This is a genomic window from Streptococcus anginosus subsp. whileyi MAS624 (genome assembly GCF_000478925.1).
GTDB lineage: Bacteria > Bacillota > Bacilli > Lactobacillales > Streptococcaceae > Streptococcus > Streptococcus whileyi.
The window spans coordinates 1,155,011-1,171,710 of the sequence record NZ_AP013072.1; the positions used below are offsets into that span (position 1 = coordinate 1,155,011).

The window sequence follows — 16,700 nt, forward strand, 5'->3', positions numbered from 1 at the left end:
ACAAACGTTGCAAGATTAACTATGGTCAAATGACCTTTTTACCAACTAGTCTAAGTTAGTAAAAGAATATGGAAGTAATTCCCTGACCGTCATCACGACCGTCGATTTATCTTTGGCAACAAGCGTTACCTTTAAATCCTTAGAAAAAAATTCTGCCATTACTTGTCGACAAGCTCCGCATGGAGAAACAGGCTGTTCGGTTTCACCGTAGACGATTAACTCCTCAAAGTCTGTGACACCTTCAGAAACTGCTTTAAAAATAGCTGTGCGTTCCCCGCAATTTGTCAAACCAAAACTAGCATTTTCAATGTTCACACCTGTAAAAATCTGACCATTTTTTGCTACTAGTACAGCACCGATTGGAAAATGAGAATAAGGAACGTAGGCCTTTTTACTTGTCTCAATAGCTAGATCAATCAACTCAGTAGTCGCCACTAGCTTTTTCTCCTTTCATAATGGCTACACCAGAAGAAGCTCCAATACGCGTTGCGCCTGCTTCAATAAATGCGACTGCATCTTCGTATGAGCGAGCGCCTCCTGAAGCTTTGACCCCCATATCCGGACCAACTGCTTTTCTCATCAAAGCCACATCATGAACAGTAGCGCCTCCAGTTGAAAAACCAGTTGAAGTCTTCACAAAGTCTGCACCAGCTTTCTTAGCTAATTGACAAGCGATTACTTTCTCTTCATCTGTCAACAAACAAGCTTCAATAATTACTTTTACAAGCGTGTCACCACTAGCTTCTACTACTGCTGCAATATCTTCTTCTACCAAAACAAGATTTTGTGATTTCAAAGCACCAATGTTGATCACCATATCCACTTCGTCTGCACCATTCTTGATAGCATCTCTTGCTTCAAATGCTTTTACAGCAGGCGTATTTGCTCCCAGTGGGAATCCAATAACAGTACAAACCTTAACATCTGTATCTCGTAATCCTTCTGCTGCAAAACTGACCCATGTTGGATTAACACAAACACTTGCAAAATCATATTCTCTTGCTTCTTCAATCAATTTTTCAATTTGCTCTTGGTGAGCATCTGGCTTTAAAAGCGTATGATCTATATATTTATTTAACTTCATTTTCGGTTCTCCTGTAAGTTAAGCGATTACTTCAATAATCTCTTGAACTTTTTTCGGCTCATTACTTATTTTAACATTTTTTTTGAATTCTGTAACTAGTTCTTGTGAAATTTTTTCATTTGCATAAATTTTTGCGACAATTTCATCGATTTTGACCGGCTCTCCGACTTTCTTTTCAAAAACAATTCCTGTTTCAAAGTCTAATGCATCAGATTTCACAGCTCGACCTGCGCCCAGCCGCATAGCAAATAAACCAAACTCCATCGCTGGTAATTCAGAAATATAACCCGCTTCATCTGCAGTCACTTCTACAACGTATTTTGCTGATGAAGGGCGGTACAAATCTTCTAAATCGCCACCTTGTGCAACAACCATAGCTTCAAATTTTTGCAGTGCCGATCCATCAAATAGATGTTCCCGCACTTCTTTTACAGTTTTTTCAACATTTGCTAAGCCAAGCATGATTTGGCCTAATTCACAAATAAATTCTGTTACATCTTCTCGTCCTTTTCCTTGCAGGATATCCAAAGCTTCAAGGATTTCCAAACGATTACCAATGCTGGTTCCTAAAGGTTGGCTCATGTCGGTGATAACAGCTGTTGTTCTACGCCCAACTGCCTTTCCTAAATCAACCATAGTACGAGCTAGAGCACGCGCATCATCCAAGTTCTTCATAAATGCACCTTCACCAACTGTCACATCTAGCAAAATACTATCTGCACCAGCTGCGATTTTCTTACTCATAACAGAACTTGCAATTAAAGGAATGGTATCAACTGTCGCCGTCACATCACGCAAAGCGTACAACAACTTGTCTGCCTTCACCAACTGATCAGACTGACCAATGACGGATAGTCCAATATCCTGTACTTGCTTAATAAATTCTTCTTGGCTACGCTCAATTTGAAATCCTTTAATGGATTCTAATTTATCAAGCGTTCCCCCTGTGTGACCGAGTCCACGACCACTCATTTTAGCAACGGGGATTCCAAAACTAGCTACCAAAGGCACCAGTACAAGCGTTACCTTGTCTCCTACGCCTCCGGTTGAATGCTTATCAACCTTAACTCCAGATATAGCTGACAAATCAATTTGCTGACCTGTCTCTACCATGGTCATGGTTAAATCAGATATTTCACGAGTGGTCATGCCTTTAAAATATACTGCCATTGCAAAAGCTGACATTTGATAATCTGGCACAGTTCCGGCAACATAACCTTCAATTAACCACTTGATTTCATCACTAGTTAATTCTAAGCCGTCTCGCTTTTTCTGAATAACATCAACTGCTCTCATATTTCCTTCCTACTTCTAAGGATATAATATCCCTTATCTTTTTTTAGAATTTCGCAGTTTCCAAAAACCTCTTCCATCTTAGCTTTTGCACTTGGTGCCCCTTGTTTTTTTTGAATCACAATCGTCAAGTCGCCCCCGTCTAGTAAGTGCGTATAACTTCCTGTAATCACCTCATGAACGACCTGTTTCCCTGCTCGAATCGGTGGATTACTGATAATATGATGAAATCTCCCTTCTACATTTTGATAAAGATTAGATTGAAAAATCGTAGCTAGGACTTGATTGCGCTCAGCATTTTGACGCGCCAAATCAAGAGCGCGCTGATTTATATCAACAAGGGTCGCCTTGACTTCTTTAGCCTTGACTAAAGTAAGTCCTAATGTTCCATAGCCACAACCAACATCTAATACGCTTTCTTGCTTATGAAAATCAAGACACTTTAAAAGAGCTTGACTGCCATAATCAATCATTTTCTTACTAAAGACGCCTGCATCAGTCAAGAAAGTCATCTTTTGACCCAGAAGTTGAACCTTCAATTTGTGAATATCATGTTCTGCATCTGGATTTTCTGCGAAATACATTTTAGCCATAAAACTATTTTAACATAAAGACCTTTTATTTGTAAACCGTTTACAATTTGTTTAAAATTATGTTATACTATTTTTCAACTATAGGAGTGAGTATGACGAACGAATTTATCCATTTTGAAAAGATTAGTCGAAAAACTTGGCAAAATCTGCATCGTAAAACAACCCCGCCTTTGACGCAAAAAGAATTGAATTCTATCAAAAGTTTCAATGATAAGATCAGCCTTCAAGATGTGACAGATGTTTATCTTCCCTTGACCAATCTCATCCAAATTTATAAGCGCTCAAAAGAAGATTTAGCATTTTCAAAAGGTATTTTTTTACAGAAAGCAAGCAAACGGCAACCGTTCATCATTGGTGTTTCTGGAAGTGTCGCTGTTGGAAAATCTACTACCAGTCGGCTCTTGCAAATACTTTTATCTAGAACATTTTCAAATGCTACTGTTGAATTGGTAACAACAGATGGATTTCTTTATCCTAATGCTCATTTGGAGGAACAAAATCTCCTCAAGCGCAAAGGCTTTCCAGAAAGTTATAACATGGAGCTGCTGCTTGATTTTCTTGACAATATCAAAAATGGACAAAACTACCAAATTCCTGTTTATTCACATGAAATTTATGATATTGTTCCTGATAAAAAACAGTCTGTTACAGCTGCAGATTTTGTCATTGTTGAAGGTATCAACGTTTTCCAAAATCCACAAAATGAACGTCTTTATATGACGGATTTCTTTGATTTTTCGATTTACGTGGATGCGGAAGTTGAAAATATCGAAACTTGGTATCTGGATCGCTTTAAAAAATTGCTCACTTTAGCAAAAGAAGATCCAAATAACTATTATCATCCTTTCACTTCTCAGCCAGAAAACAAAGTTATGGAATTCGCTCAAAATGTCTGGAAGTCGATTAACCTTGTGAATTTGCAAGATTATATCGAACCCACACGCAACCGAGCCGAAATTATTCTTCATAAAACAGAAAATCATGAAATTGATGAAATTTACTTAAAAAAATAAAAAGGCTTGTCAAATCTCAACTTTTCATATATAATTAGATAGTTAGTATATCATTGGAGGTGAAAACATTGGCAAATATTAAATCAGCTATCAAACGCGCTGAATTAAACGTTAAACAAAACGAAAAAAACTCAGCTCAAAAATCAGCTATGCGTTCTGCAATTAAAGCATTTGAAGCAAACCCTTCTGAAGAACTTTTCCGTGCTGCAAGCTCAGCTATCGATAAAGCAGAAACTAAAGGTTTGATCCACAAAAACAAAGCGAGCCGCGATAAAGCACGCCTTGCTAGCAAACTTGCAAAATAATCTGCATAACGTAAAAAGAGCTCAAAGGAGCTTTTTTTGTTGCTGAAAACAGAAAGGCTAGATATGAAAATTATAATCATTGGTTATTCTGGTTCAGGAAAATCTACTTTAGCGACCAAATTAGCCCAGTATTACTCTATTCCCAAATTGCATTTGGACACGCTACAATTTGTACCCAATTGGGAAATGAGTGACCGCAGCTGGATGCAAGAGCAAGTCAAGACTTTCTTAAACGAAAATCTGTCTTGGGTGATAGACGGAAACTACAGCTCCTGTTGCTATGAAGAGAGAATGGAGCATGCAGACCAAATTATTTTTTTAAATTTCTCGCGTTGGAATTGTCTTTTACGGGCTGCAAAGCGTTATTCCAAGAACAGAGGTAAGGTCAGAGACAGTATGGCACAAGGCTGCCCTGAAAAGTTTGACTGGGAATTTATCCGCTGGATCTTACATGACGGACGAACTGCTAACATTCGGAAACGATATGAGAAACTTCAAAAAATGTATCCCTACAAATTTATAGTTCTTCATAACCAAAAAGAACTAGATAACTTTTTAGAGCAATTTTCATAAAAAACAAGAGCTATATTCAGTTCAGTTAAGAATACAGCTCTTGTTTTTTTATTTTTTAATACTGTCAATATGTTCTAGCAAATATAACAGAAATTGAGGAATCGTCTCCAACATATCCTTTTCATAGACGCGTTCTGTTAACTGATGTAAATCTTTTCCCCAAGGTCCCAGATTGATGCCAGGAACATTGATGTCCTGAATTTTCTCAAAATCAATCGAATATAAATGTTCAGGAACAGCCATACTCTCGATAATTTTTTGATACTCTTCAACAGATTTTTCTAAAGCACAGTAACTAATATCGCAAATTCCCATAAAGAACTCTTCCACTGTTAGACGAGCAGCCGCCGTATCGGCTAAATATCTACCATAAAGTGCAATGAGTTTTTCTATATCAACCACGCTATTTTTCAGATGTCGACAATTCATAGAAGGATAATAAGGCGGCGCAATAGCCAGCACAACAAATGCTTCCTTTTTATCATAGAAATCTAACACCTTTTGAACAGTTGCAATGGTTATTTCTTGATAGCTTGAACCCGCTTGAAATGCTTCATGAGAAGATTGGTTTACCCTTTGCATAAATTCTTCAAATCCAGCCTTCTTTTGACATAACTGGATTAACTCTTCATAAGTCAGTACATGAGGTTTTGTGACTTTTTTATCCTCTTTATAAGTTACCTGCAAAGCCTGATAACGCTCATAAAACTCATCAATGGCTTCTTGGCAGAGTTGTTGAATCGTCGTCATCAGCTCTTTTGGACTTTTATCTAAATAAAGAACACTAAAATAGCCTGCTGCTCTGAGAACGGTTGACACATCATAATTTTCCTTCAAATCACGCATGTAAGACCACGAAGGCAAAGGAGCCTGCTCTCCATAAATCGAATCCGACAAAAGGGGATTGAGATCAATTTTTTCCACTACTTTTGCTAGAAGCGAGACGGCATTGATACCTTTGAGAGGCTCTTTCATGTGGGAAAGAATACCCTGCGTAACCACGACAGGCATCATCTTTCCAACTGTTCCAACATGCAATACTTTTTCTTGAGCTGAAGGACTTTCAAATGGTTCTGAATCAATCGCCAAGATATAATTCAGATGAAATTTCTTTTTCAGATTAGCAAGCAAACCTACAGCAGCACGCATTCCCTGAGAATAAGATTCCTCATCTCCAACTGATAAATAAAGAAGATTCACTTCTCCTTCTGCCTTGCTAGCATATTCTGCTACCACTCCCAATTGCAAAGCCAATGCAGCTTTCATATCACATGACCCACGGCCAAACTGCCATTCGTTAGCAGCTATATCGTCTAACACATCTTGACCCAGTGAAGCACTCGCTAAAGCCTTTTTCAAAGCAACATTATCAAAAGCAAATTCCTTTAAATTTCCAAAATCCTCAATATCCACCGTATCATGGTGATGAAACAAAATCACTGTATCTGCACAATGACCTTTTACCAAAGCCCAATTAACACTACGCTGGTAAATATCATCCGGAATCTGATAGGTGCCAAAATAATCTGAATGCTCCTGAAAATACAGCAGACTGCCAATATAGTGATTGAGAAAATTTTCTATATTTCTTTCTGAACTCGTATGGGTGAAACTCTCAATTGCCATACTCTTGTCAAAAATATCTTGAATCCTATTTTTCATCAATGGCTCCTTCAACTTTTTATAAAAATAGCTTGCTAGCCTTATTATATACCTCAACAATCATCGTTTCAATCTATTTTTCATCCTCTGATTCTATAAAATCTACGCAAACGTTTGCGCGGTAAAGATTATTTTGCTAAAATAGTAGCCATCAAGACAAGAAAGAGGTATCTCGTATGGAAAATCAAACATTAATGCAATATTTTGAATGGTATCTACCAAATGACGGACAACATTGGAATCGTTTGGCAACAGACGCTCCACATCTAGCTTCTAAAGGCATTCGCAAGGTTTGGATGCCACCTGCTTTTAAAGCCACTAGTTCCAACGATGTCGGCTACGGCATTTATGATTTATTTGACTTAGGCGAGTTTGACCAAAAAGGAACGGTTCGGACAAAGTATGGCTTTAAGGAAGACTATTTGAACGCAATCAAGGCACTCAAAGAAAATGGAATTGAACCCATTGCAGATATCGTTTTAAATCACAAGGCGGCAGCGGATTACAAAGAGAGATTTACTGTTATTGAAGTTGACCCAAATGATCGTACAGTCGCCCTCTCTGAGCCTTTTGAAATAAAAGGCTGGACCAAGTTCACATTCCCCGGTCGCCATAAAAAATACAATGATTTTGAATGGCATTGGTACCACTTTACAGGTACGGATTATGATGCTAAGCGAAATAAATCAGGGATTTACCTAATTCAAGGGGACAACAAAGGTTGGGCTGACGATGATTTAGTGGACAATGAAAATGGAAATTTCGACTATCTCATGTACGCTGACCTTGATTTTAAGCACCCAGAAGTCATTCAAAACCTTTATGATTGGGCAGATTGGTTTATCGAAACGACCGGCATTCATGGCTTTAGACTGGACGCTATCAAGCATATTGACTCTTTCTTTATGGGAAATTTTATCCGCGACATTATGGCGAAGTATGGAGAAGACTTCTATGTCTTTGGAGAGTTTTGGAATGGTGATGAAACTGCAAATAACGATTATTTAGGAAGTATTGACTACCGTTTTGATCTCGTAGATGTCAAACTGCACCACAACTTATTTGATGCTAGCCGCGCTGGGGCGGACTATGATTTGAGAAATATTTTTGAACAAACGCTTGTCAAAAACCACCCTAAATCGGCTGTTACTTTTGTCGATAATCATGACACACAACGTGGACAAGCACTGGAATCAACTGTTGAAGAATGGTTTAAACCTGCTGCTTACGCTCTCATTTTGTTGCGTGAAGCAGGCCTGCCTTGCGTTTTCTATGGAGATTACTATGGTATCAAAGGCGAATTCGCTCAAGACAGCTTCCAAACAGTTCTTGATAAATTATTAGATATTCGTCTCAACTTAGCCTATGGAAAACAGAAAGATTATTTTGACGATGAGCATTGCATTGCTTGGACCCGTTCAGGCAAAGACAACGGACAGCCGATTGCTGTCATCTTAACAAACGATCAAGCCAGTTCAAAACGCATGTATGTCGGTAAAAATTGGGCTGGTAAGAAATTCAAAGATTACTTAGGAAACAGCTCATCAACCGTGACAATCAAAAAAGACGGCTGGGCAGATTTCCCAGTTGCAGAAAAATCAGTTAGCGTCTGGTCTGCGCAATAAAACAAGGAACACAGAGAGAGAGCTAAACCCAAATTCGCTCTCTCTGTCGATCAGGGCGACGAAGCAAACCGAAAGTTGAGACCCCCGTCCGCCCGGCTGACAGCATAAACTAAAACTTAGGCGGCTCGTCCGCCCAGTCGACAGAATAAACCGAAACTTAGACAACTCGTCCGCCCAGCTGACAGAATAAATTAAAACTCAGGCAACTCGTCTGCCGGGCATATGAAAGCAAGAAAGAACGATGTTGACATTCTCATTCAACTATGCTTTTAAACAAGAAAAAAACACGACCAAATCAAGATTAGCTAGCAACTCGTCTTGACTTGGTCGCGTTTTATTATCATCTTTCGGAATAACTTTCTTTACAGGTACACTGAAAGTATCCTAAATCTATTTTTTCTTTTTATTATCCGTTCGAATCGCAATCTTCACCTCAAAAATAGTTCCTTTAGGCTTATTGTCTTTCACTGCAATGGTTCCTTTAAGAGCTTCTGTGATTTGCTTTGCAAGCGACAAGCCTAGACCAAAACCACCTGTCTGCCGAGTCCGTGCTTTATCAACCCGATAAAAACGATCAAAAATCTTTTTCTTATCTGCCATACTAATCCCCGAACCATTATCTGAAACCTTTAAAAACAAATTTCGATCATTTGCAGAGATTGTCAATTCAATCACACCATCTTCATCTGTATATTTCAGGGCATTATCAAACAAGATAGTCATCAATTGCTTCAGTAAGGTTTTATCCGTTTTAATTACGCGGTGAATCCTATTGTCAAATCGGAAAATTTTCCCATTCTCTGCGGCAACCATTTCATAGTTGGTGAAAGTTGTATTAAAGAAATTTGGCTCGACATCGCCAATTTCTGGTTTAATCCCGTCGTCACGCCGTGCTAGATTGAGTAAGTTTGTCGTCAACATTTTCATATTGCGCACTTCATCCAAACTAGAAGCAATGCTTTCACTGGCTTCCATAATAGTAGCTTCTGGCTTTCTAAATAAAGTCTCCAAACGATTTTGCAACACAGCTAGAGGTGTACGCAACTCATGACTAGCGTTTTCGACAAAACTTTTTTGCTTTTGAATGCTTTCTAAAAGAGGTTTAACACTGACTCGTGCAAGATAAACACTAGCAATCAAGGAAATTCCCCAGAAACTAATCATCACCACCACAATCAACTGTTCATGATTTTGACTAGTTTGTTCCAATTGACTGATATTGATAAAAACCGCTGCGTATTTGACATTGGTCTCCAAATTAGGCAGTTTTACCTCAAATAAAATCATTCGATAGGTTTCTTCTCGACCATAATTGCTTTTTACTTGAATCTGACGAATGTGGTCTAATTGCTTGCTATTAAAGGAAAGTTTATTGAATCCTAAGAAATTATTGCTTGTAATAATCGGCTTATAATTCTTATCAAATAAAATAACTTCTGTATTGGCACTAACATTTGGTTTATCTGTCAATTCTTTGTCAGCTGTTCCACTTTTAGGCTCTCCATTTTCTGACTTTTGATCTAGCCCTACTTTTCGAGCAAGTGCTAAATTAATCACAGAAGCCGAATCTTGACTCAAGCTTTTTAAATTGTTATCTACCGTTGTATAAAGGCTTGAGCGCATAACTTGAATGATAATCAAGGTCATAGCTGAGAAAATAAGAGTAAAAATACCAAAATTGCGAATGAAATAAGAAAAATCATCCGCATACCATGTTTTTTTTAGTTTATTCAGCATCTTTTAAAATATATCCGACACTACGAAGCGTTTGAAGATTGTTCGCAAAGGTCGTCCCTTTCAATTTTTTCCGGATTTTTGAGACATAAACTTCTACAACTGAAATCGTTGTATCACTATCAAATCCCCACAAGCGATCGAAAATCTGTGTCTTAGGCAAAATAACATTTTGATTTTGCAAGAAATACACCAGCAAGTCAAATTCTTTTCCGAGCAATTCTACTTCATTTCCGTCTACAAGTGTAGTGTTTGTTGATAAATTAATAGTGACATCGCCATAAGAAAGAGTATTTTCATTAAACTTGCCCGATCGTTTCAAAAGAGCTTGAATCCGCATTTTTAACTCTTCCAAATAAAATGGTTTGGTCAAATAATCGTCAGCTCCCAGTTCAAAACCATGTCCTTTATCATTCAAACTTTCTTTGGCTGTCATAATCAAAACAGGTGTGGTAACGCCTTTTTCACGCAATTCTTTCAATACTTGGAAACCGTCTTTTTCTGGCAACATCAGATCAAGCAAGATAAGGTCGTACACGCCACTCTCAGCCTCGTACAATCCTTCCTCACCGTCAAAAACTTGCATGACATCTGCAAAATCATCCAAAAAATCAAATACTGAATTAGATAGACCGAGGTCGTCTTCCACTAATAGAATCTTAATCATATGCTTTTCCTTCTAAAATACGAGTTTGGGACAAAAGTCTCCAGTTTCAAAATTCGTTATGCACTAAACTAACGATGCAGTAGCTGATTGCTCAAAACAGTACTTTACGGCTTGAGGGGATAAGACCACAAACTAAACATTTTGAATGTTTAGTTCTGCCCTCACTCCCTTAATCATGAACTAATTACAAGTAAAGACTTCTTTTAACTTCACCTTTTTGAAAATCAATCTACTAACGTTCTGATTCTATTATATCATGACTTCCTCTGAAATATTAAGAATTTGTTGTATTTGAATCATTATTTTCTGTCGTGCTACTATTCTTATCTGATTTGGTTGAACCGTCAGCATTTGATGGAGCTTTTTTCTTTGAGTTATTACTGTTTCCTGAGCCATTTTGGCTGTTACTATTGTCACTTTGATCGTCATTTTGTTGGGGTGGCATTCCATTTGGACCGCCTTGATTATTTCCGTTTTGTTGTCCGCCTGGAGGCATTCCCGGACCACCTTGATTTTGGTTCCCCTGTTGCTGGTTATTCTGTGCCTGAGTTGTTGTGCTTGTCTGTACTTTTGCCTGCTGATTGAGAGCATTCGTTGCCAAAGAACCAATGCCTAGCCCACCGAGAAGACCAACAGCGAGTGCCCCGCTTGCTACAACAGTCATCCACCATTTGGTACTTTTTTCAACCATGATCATCTTCTCTTTCTTACTTGTGTTCTCTTGTTTCATTTTTGTCAAATTCCTTCTTTCTATTTTTAAGCGATCAGAGATTGCATTCCAAAGAGTATTGCCACAATACCTCCTTTGATGCCAAGATTTATCAGACAAACAAATTTAACTTTGACTTTCTCATCTCATCACGTCCTTTCTTTTGAATGGAACTATCATATCTACTTTTTCTTAAAAGTGACTGAATTTTTTCTTAAAAGAAACTAAAAATAAAGACAGAAAATAGTAAAATGACACACAAAATATAAAAAAACTAAATCAGATTGTTCCAATTTAGTTTAGAAGATTATCTCATAAAATTTGTCCTAGAAAAGGCAAAGAGCAAAATCTCTTTTCTCAAAAGAGTGACCTAATTTCCATTTTATCTTCAAGCAATGCTGCTATTTCTTTCGGTTTTTCCATATACAATGAATGACTACAGCTAGTCATTTCTATGAGGTTTAGAAAGTTCGGGATGGTCTGTATAGCCCTCTTTTTCCAAATTGGTGTTTCCTTGTTTATTTCTGGAATGAACAAAATTACATTTTTATTTTTCAAAAAGGACAAATTTCTAAAAGCTTGCCGTCTTATTGTCAATAAATGAGTCATTAACTTTTCAGATAAGCTTAAATACCAATGTTTTTGAACTTTATCAAAAACAAAACTTTCTTTTGCCGCCCTCTCCAAATTTTCTGACCATACAGCAGAGCTTTGTTTTTCAGTTATAACAGCTTTCTTTAGGCTCTCATAAACATTCGTTTGAAGATAATTCAGAGAATCTTCAATTTCTACATTCAAAGGGCAAATTTTATCCATATTAATGTATCCACCATCTAATAAGACGAGATGCGTAATTTTATCATAGACACTTGTTAGATAAACGGCTAAATCTGCTCCCAAAGAATGGGCTATTAACAGAATATCGTCATCCATATCAACTTGTGCCATAAACCAATCTTTCAACGCCTGTAATGAAATCAGTTGCTCTTCCAACCTAGAATCATAAATATCTAGATAAGTAACTGGAAAAGACAGTGCATTAAAAAAGTCCTGGGGATAATAGCAATTACACCCTAAACCACCAATAAAATAAGCTTTCATATTCTTATCCTTTCAGTCAGATGTTTCCAAAACAAACTTTACTTTTATATTTTATTGAGAATAACAAGCAAATATTGAACTCAAAAAACACAAAAGCCCTTCAACAGCAAGGACTTTTGAGGGCACGTTATGTCCCCTGCCAGTAAAATTACGTTAAATTAAGTTAAAATAAAAAACAGAAATCGCATGAAATCAAGGTTTTATCACTTGCTTTAGAATATAAAAAAACAATTTTTTGAACAGATTTTGAACAAACTTTGTAAACTATCAATTCTCAACATGAGTAAGATTGCTTTTGCACTGAATCAAAAACTCACCATTAACATTGGCTAATATCAGCTTTTAGATGTCATATAAAGAAACTCTATGAATAACACTTCAAGGAGTTCTTTTATATCAAATTGACAGATGAAGACATTAGGTGTATAATATACTTATGATATAAAAGGAGGTGCAAAAATGACTCTCACAAAAAATAAGTCAAGATTAAATTTGAATATTGATTCCGACCTAAAAGAAAATGTAGGGAAAATTTTATCAGAAATGGGACTAGACTACACAACGGCTATCAATATCTATTTCAGAAAAATTTTAACCGAGCAAAAAATACCTTTTGAAATTAGTATTCGTAAAAATTTGACTGTTGATGAAATTTTTGGGAAAAATTGGAGAGACGGCTTAGATGAAATTGAGGACGATTGGGAATGACCTACCAAGTTGAATTAACTCCAGATGCTCAAAATGATTTAGCTAAATTAGATAACAGTCAAATCATTCATGTTAGAAAATCTTTACTCAAACTAGAACAAAATGGTCCTAAAGTCGGTGAAGCTCTCCACGGTAAGTTAGCAGGCTATCGCAAATTAAAACATAGAAAATTAGGTTTAAGAGTTATCTTTAGAGAAACGAGCAACGGAATTGAGATTATAGAGGTCATTGCGATTGGCAAACGGAGTGATTCTGAAATCTATAAGATTGCTGAAAAAAGAATTCTGCCTTAATTTATTTTTATTATACTATAAAAGCTCTAGTATTTTTAGATACCAGAGCTTTTTCTGTATAGGAGATGACTAAAGAATGCTATCAACAACCCTCAAAAAAGACTTATACGTTAATATGATTGAGGCAATTTTAAAGAAATACTTTTTCTAGTACTGCCAACCAAAAGGTTTGTAGAGAGAAATACTCTTCATGCCACAACATGCCCCCTTGTGTTAAAACGGTACCGTTATTATAACAAGTCACCTTAAAACCTTCAGAATCATAAGATTTACCATTTGAGACATCTTGTTCATTATAAATTTTATCAGGCTTTGATTCTTTTAGGCGCTGAAAAGAATAACATATTACTTGACGGTTTGCTATTCCTGCTACAGCTAGCCATTTTGAAGAAAGTGCAATATTTTCTTTATTTTTAAAGACTTCTTTCTTTACCTTTAGGATAAATTCCTCGCCCTCTTTTGTGTCCGCAAGAAATAACATTTTATTTTCCTGATACTCTATAGTGATACTAATATTGTTTTCTCCTTGGAAAAAATAATGTGGATTTTCTCTAATTAAGCCGGCATCTGAAAATTTATAATCAGCATATTCAAAATTTTTAATCTTCTTATAGCAGTTTAGAAGTATAAAATGTAGAAAAGCAGGATCTAGCTGATAGGGAACTTCACAAAACACATCTCCCAAATAAAGAAAGTCTTCTAAATTTATAACATCTTCAACTTGTGTTTCTTCTAGTTCCCGTTCCTGATATTCAGATACAGCTCTATCATATGCTTCAGCAAGATTTTCTCCTTCGCACCCCAGTAAAGTTTCAAAATCATATCCCATTGTATTACCTCGTTTACATTGATTTGATGAACATATATAACCTTAGAATCTTAGTTTCTTCCCTGTTTTCTACGTACACCAAAGCTAAGACTTGCTAAGATTCCCATACCTATCAATGCCAGCCATGAACCTTTTTCTCCAGTTTGTGGGAGTTGTTTGTCAGCTCGGCTATAAATATAGCTTGAGTGAATGGTTGGGCGAATCTTTTTGCTTGTGGTCATTGGTTTGGCAGCTTGACGCATTGAAAGAGCTTGTGCTTTTTCTTCTGCTGCTTTCTTAGAAGCCAACCACTCCTCATAAGCCTTCTTCACCGCCTCATACTGGCTATTTGCATCCCGTTGGTCTTTCAACAGTTCCGCCAGTTTACTACGCGCTTCTAATGTTTTCGCAACGGCTTCCTTATGTTTCGCACTTGCTTCCAATTGTCTTGATACTGCTTCACTAAGCAACTTATCTGCATTCTTATACATGGTCAGCAAGTTTTGTTGGTCTTTCAACTTGCCTTCCAGCACTGCACGTTCCGCAGCCGATTTAGCTTCCACGGCTTTAGCATCGGCTACCGCTTGTTCAGCAGCTACCAATTTGGCATCTTCATTTGCTTTACTTGCTTTCAACACAGCCAAGTTGTTTTCAGCTGCCGTCAAGGCTTGTTCTGCGGTACGAAGCGCCGCTTGTTTTTCTTTGATAGATGCTTTGAGGTTGGCAACCGCTTTGTCTGCCGCATCTTTACGAGCTTGTGCATCCTTGCGCGCAGTCGTTGCTTTTTCAAGGGCTTCATTAGCCGCTGGTGTAGCGTCTTTCACCCCGGTAAGTGCTGCCAATTTGGCTTTGGTAGCGTTGAGCATCTGTTGCGCTTCTATTGCTTTGCTTTCTGCTTCACGAAGAGCGGTTGCAGCCTTTTGAGCCGCTTCTTCTTTGGCAACTAAGACCGCTTGTGCTTTGCGAAGCGCAGCTTGTTTTTCTTGAATGGATGCGTTGAGGTTGGTAACCGCTTTGTCTGCACTCGCTTTGCGGGTTTCTGCGCTAGTACGCGTTGCAACTGCTGCACGGTGTGCCATTTCAGCGCTAGGTGTTTGGAGCGCTTGGTTGCGTACAGTAGCCAATTCGCTTTGTGTCGTGCTCAATGCTTGATGAGCTGCATCAAAAGCAGCTTGTTTAGCAGTCAGAACCCCATTGGCTTCATTGAAGGCTGTGAGTGCGGCTTGAAAATCACTTTCGGCTTGAGCCAAGTCTTTTTCCAATTGCGTTGTGTCATATGGGTCTGGTAGGGCTTGACCGGCGTGTGCAGTTGGGAAACCAACATAATGCATGCGACCAAGACCGTTTGGGGTCACACTGGATGCGACACCGATAACGTCGTCGTAGTCAGAGCTACCAAGCATATTGTCCATATGACCAAAATTACTATGGTAGTCATCCACCATCATACCAATGATTGTACGAACGATAAATCGATACATTTCTGTCATGGTTGTAGTACTTGTACGAAGCGTACTGATATTTTCTGTATTCCATGTTAACTTAGAAGAATTAGTTTGACCTGCGTTCAATGCATCATGACTGTGACCAGATGACCATGGTTTGTTTTCTTTTGCATATGCTTCGGCAACTTTTTGCACATAGTCCATTGCTTCTTCGGTGGTGTAAGTCTTCACATTAGTACCCCAGATTTGGCGGCGAACTGCTGTAACTAAGTGTGCATAATATTGGGTTAAGGCTTTTGCTTGTTCACGGGTCATATGAGCTGGATCAACCGTTGATGGATCAATTGGTACATTTCCATAACGTTCAATGTCGTAAGCACCTTCCTCAATCCACTTGTTGAAGACATCTTGAAGCGCATCTTTATCGGCTTCTTCACGTTCAGAATCCAAATACTTCTTATACGCATCAATCACATATTGTGGTACGGTGATCGTCGATAACTTCTTCTTGTCGTCCAATTCTTTCTGCAACGCATCACGTTTGGCTTCGGCTGCTTCTTTGACTGCTTTCTTGGCTTCGGCATTTTTCTTAGCTTCCGCAAGGGCATTTTCGGCGTCCGTTTTAGCTACAGCTTGTTCTGCTTTTTTTGTGGTTAAGTCTTTGATTTTGGCATCACGATCAGCGTCTGCTTTCTTGGCTTGGTCGGTCACCGCTTGATCGGCTTGTTGTTTGATGCCATGCGCTTCCTCAACCGTCTTCTCTGTTGGGGTGGTAGTGACCACAGCGCTATCCTTCGTCAATAGAACACCGTCTAAGACTTTAATATTATGCACCTTGGGTGCTGTTACATCAGAAGACAGAGTAGTTGACGGTTTGACCACTTCGTCCGCTTGTACAGTTGCCCCACTAGTTACACCAAATGTAGCTAGTGCTATAGCCCCTGTCGCCGCACCTTTAATAACCTTGTTTCCCATAGTTCCTCCTGTTTTTTAACTTTTAGGAAGGCTTGACTACAAAGTCAGGCCTTGTTATATGTAGTATAACAAGCGTTTTTGTCAAGTATTTAGCATGATTTTTGAAAAATTT

Annotated in this window: 17 protein-coding genes; 6 read left to right on the forward strand and 11 right to left on the reverse strand. The window is 38.0% G+C overall.

Annotated features, from left to right (window positions below; genetic code table 11):
• Positions 1-45 precede the first annotated feature (45 nt).
• Genes ANG_RS05845 through ANG_RS05860 form a run of 4 tightly spaced genes read right to left on the reverse strand, consistent with a single transcriptional unit; the run spans position 46 to position 2,970 of the window.
• Positions 46-435, reverse strand: a complete 390-nt coding sequence (locus ANG_RS05845) for a cytidine deaminase (RefSeq protein ID WP_003024368.1) — start codon at positions 433-435, stop codon at positions 46-48.
• Positions 422-1,084: a deoxyribose-phosphate aldolase gene (gene deoC / locus ANG_RS05850; protein WP_003036743.1), complete on the reverse strand. Its 663-nt coding sequence runs from the start codon at positions 1,082-1,084 to the stop codon at positions 422-424. The genes ANG_RS05845 and deoC overlap by 14 nt, the downstream gene beginning before the upstream one ends.
• An 18-nt stretch (positions 1,085-1,102) precedes the next feature.
• Complete coding sequence (locus ANG_RS05855) at positions 1,103-2,380, reverse strand: pyrimidine-nucleoside phosphorylase (protein ID WP_003036791.1); 1,278 nt, start codon at positions 2,378-2,380, stop codon at positions 1,103-1,105.
• Positions 2,377-2,970, reverse strand: coding sequence for a class I SAM-dependent methyltransferase (locus ANG_RS05860; RefSeq protein ID WP_003036706.1), 594 nt, complete (start codon positions 2,968-2,970; stop codon positions 2,377-2,379). The genes ANG_RS05855 and ANG_RS05860 overlap by 4 nt, the downstream gene beginning before the upstream one ends.
• A gap of 92 nt (positions 2,971-3,062) precedes the next feature.
• Here ANG_RS05860 and coaA point away from each other — a divergent pair, with 92 nt between their 5' ends.
• The 3 genes from coaA (at position 3,063) to ANG_RS05875 (ending at position 4,861) form a co-directional block, all read left to right on the forward strand.
• On the forward strand, positions 3,063-3,983 hold the full coding sequence (coaA, locus tag ANG_RS05865; RefSeq protein ID WP_003036728.1) for a type I pantothenate kinase: 921 nt from the start codon (positions 3,063-3,065) through the stop codon (positions 3,981-3,983).
• Between the two features lie 53 nt (positions 3,984-4,036).
• Complete coding sequence (gene rpsT / locus ANG_RS05870) at positions 4,037-4,288, forward strand: 30S ribosomal protein S20 (RefSeq protein ID WP_020999623.1); 252 nt, start codon at positions 4,037-4,039, stop codon at positions 4,286-4,288.
• Positions 4,289-4,351: 63 nt separating this feature from the next.
• Positions 4,352-4,861, forward strand: coding sequence for a DNA topology modulation protein (locus tag ANG_RS05875; protein ID WP_020999624.1), 510 nt, complete (start codon positions 4,352-4,354; stop codon positions 4,859-4,861).
• 48 nt (positions 4,862-4,909) lie between these two features.
• On the opposite strand, the gene ANG_RS05880 is transcribed toward ANG_RS05875, so the two are convergent.
• Entirely contained in the window at positions 4,910-6,523 is a 1,614-nt protein-coding gene (locus ANG_RS05880) for a M20/M25/M40 family metallo-hydrolase (RefSeq protein WP_020999625.1), read from the reverse strand.
• A gap of 176 nt (positions 6,524-6,699) precedes the next feature.
• On the opposite strand from ANG_RS05880, the gene ANG_RS05885 reads away from it, so the two are divergent.
• The gene (locus ANG_RS05885) at positions 6,700-8,148 is read left to right on the forward strand and encodes an alpha-amylase (protein WP_003036764.1); all 1,449 of its coding nucleotides are present in this window, start codon (positions 6,700-6,702) and stop codon (positions 8,146-8,148) included.
• A 390-nt stretch (positions 8,149-8,538) separates the two neighbouring features.
• Here the strand turns inward: ANG_RS05885 and ANG_RS05890 are convergent, their stop codons facing one another.
• The 4 genes from ANG_RS05890 to ANG_RS05905 all read right to left on the reverse strand — a co-directional run bounded on the left by ANG_RS05890 (position 8,539) and on the right by ANG_RS05905 (position 12,359).
• Positions 8,539-9,885, reverse strand: a complete 1,347-nt coding sequence (locus ANG_RS05890) for a sensor histidine kinase (protein WP_003036710.1) — start codon at positions 9,883-9,885, stop codon at positions 8,539-8,541.
• Positions 9,875-10,549 carry a response regulator transcription factor gene (locus ANG_RS05895; protein WP_003036714.1) on the reverse strand — a complete coding sequence of 225 codons (675 nt, stop codon included), beginning with the start codon at positions 10,547-10,549 and terminating at the stop codon, positions 9,875-9,877. The genes ANG_RS05890 and ANG_RS05895 overlap by 11 nt, the downstream gene beginning before the upstream one ends.
• A gap of 274 nt (positions 10,550-10,823) precedes the next feature.
• Positions 10,824-11,279, reverse strand: a complete 456-nt coding sequence (locus ANG_RS05900) for a hypothetical protein (RefSeq protein ID WP_003036769.1) — start codon at positions 11,277-11,279, stop codon at positions 10,824-10,826.
• A 336-nt stretch (positions 11,280-11,615) separates the two neighbouring features.
• Complete coding sequence (locus tag ANG_RS05905; protein ID WP_003036850.1) at positions 11,616-12,359, reverse strand: alpha/beta fold hydrolase; 744 nt, start codon at positions 12,357-12,359, stop codon at positions 11,616-11,618.
• Between the two features lie 459 nt (positions 12,360-12,818).
• Here ANG_RS05905 and ANG_RS05910 point away from each other — a divergent pair, with 459 nt between their 5' ends.
• Both ANG_RS05910 and ANG_RS05915 read left to right on the forward strand, forming a co-directional pair.
• On the forward strand, positions 12,819-13,067 hold the full coding sequence (locus ANG_RS05910; RefSeq protein ID WP_025271788.1) for a type II toxin-antitoxin system RelB/DinJ family antitoxin: 249 nt from the start codon (positions 12,819-12,821) through the stop codon (positions 13,065-13,067).
• Positions 13,064-13,360, forward strand: coding sequence for a type II toxin-antitoxin system RelE family toxin (locus tag ANG_RS05915; protein WP_003024343.1), 297 nt, complete (start codon positions 13,064-13,066; stop codon positions 13,358-13,360). Before ANG_RS05910 ends, ANG_RS05915 begins: the two co-directional genes overlap by 4 nt.
• Before the next feature lie 130 nt (positions 13,361-13,490).
• On the opposite strand, the gene ANG_RS05920 is transcribed toward ANG_RS05915, so the two are convergent.
• Both ANG_RS05920 and ANG_RS05925 read right to left on the reverse strand, forming a co-directional pair.
• On the reverse strand, positions 13,491-14,189 hold the full coding sequence (locus ANG_RS05920; protein WP_003038287.1) for a hypothetical protein: 699 nt from the start codon (positions 14,187-14,189) through the stop codon (positions 13,491-13,493).
• A 50-nt stretch (positions 14,190-14,239) separates the two neighbouring features.
• Positions 14,240-16,588 carry an SEC10/PgrA surface exclusion domain-containing protein gene (locus ANG_RS05925; RefSeq protein WP_025271789.1) on the reverse strand — a complete coding sequence of 783 codons (2,349 nt, stop codon included), beginning with the start codon at positions 16,586-16,588 and terminating at the stop codon, positions 14,240-14,242.
• Positions 16,589-16,700 lie beyond the last annotated feature (112 nt).